The organism is bacterium, from assembly GCA_030704665.1.
GTDB lineage: Bacteria > Patescibacteriota > Microgenomatia > Woykebacterales > RBG-16-39-9b > JAUYID01.
This window is the reverse complement of record JAUYID010000002.1, coordinates 1-1,264: the sequence shown is the minus strand read 5'-3', so window position 1 is coordinate 1,264 and position 1,264 is coordinate 1. Positions and strand designations below refer to the sequence as shown.

At 43.2% G+C, this 1,264-nt stretch carries 1 protein-coding gene; it reads right to left on the bottom strand.

The window, feature by feature from the left end:
* The coding region (locus Q8P13_00095) for a hypothetical protein (GenBank protein MDP2670860.1) at positions 1-1,264 on the bottom strand (1,264 nt) is incomplete at both ends.

Genomic DNA, 1,264 nt, shown 5'->3' with positions numbered 1-1,264 from the left:
ATTTTCCTCATCGATAATCTCACGGGTAAGTGCTTTATCAGAATCAATTTTCGATAGATGACTTGCCTTCCATAGTTCGAGCTCGGCCCTCGCATAATCCTCCACGGCCTGTGAAGTTTCCTCAAGGAATTTTTTCTTGATATCATTTTGTGATTTGAGATAAGCGAGCTTGTCGTTTTCGGTTTTTTTGGTGGCATTGAATTCAGCTTTGGCAATAGCTAGACTTTTATCCCTCAGAATTTCTAGTCCTTGGAGCTCTTGTTCTAGGGATTTTCCTTTCTCATCCTGGTTCTGAAGATAAAGATCTAGCTCGAGCTTCATTTTTTCTGCAGCCTCATCAAGGGATTTTTGTCTTTGCGTAGCTGCCTTTTCCGCTCCCTCCTTCCTGATGGAGTTCAATTTATTCTGCTGTGTGGTTTCGAGCTCGAGCTGCTGCGCATTCGATTCCCGAATTTCAGCAAGTTTCTGAGCTATCTCAGCTTTTTGGGCATCGGATGTATCATTGTTTTGGGAATTAAGTACCAATAGCTGTCTCTCCAGTTCAATTCGTTCCTTTTGCAGGCCGTTGATATCTTTTGAAATCTGGATTGATCTTGAAGCAGCTGCTTCCCTTTCAGCAAGAGATCTGGTTTGATCTTCAGCGATGAGGTTTTGTTCTTTCAATTCTTCTTTAAGTCTCGATTGCTGATCGATAAAATCAGCTTCGCCTTTTGACAGTTTCTTTTGGATCTCATCAATTTTTTGACCTCTTTTGATGGCCTCAGCGAAAGTGTCCCCAATTGCACCGGCCGCATTCTTGATCGAGTTGATGCCCTCGATCGCCACATCGTTTATGTCAGAAAGTCCTTTCTTTGCACGATCAAAGTCTAAGGTTGCAATCCCGGCAAGAATGTCGAAATAGCCAGTGAATACTTTAATCACTTTGTCCTTTACAAAATTGTAAACATCTGTGATTGTCTTTTTCGGATTTGCGAATGCTTTGAAAAGGAATTCTCCTACTTGCTGAAGGATCCCGATCAAACTTTCAAATACCGCTGATAACGGACGTGTAACCGCTGTCACTGCATCGATACCAGCTTGTGTGGATTTGAGATAATTGATAACAGTTCCGAGTACCAAACCGATTGCGGCAAGTACCAAACCGATGGGAGTGGCCAAAAATGCAACTGAAGCCTTCACCATTCCAAAGATTCCGGATGTAACGCCTTTAATACCTTTTCCGACGAGTGGAAGCACTCCACCAGCTTCCTGAGCGCGGGAAAGG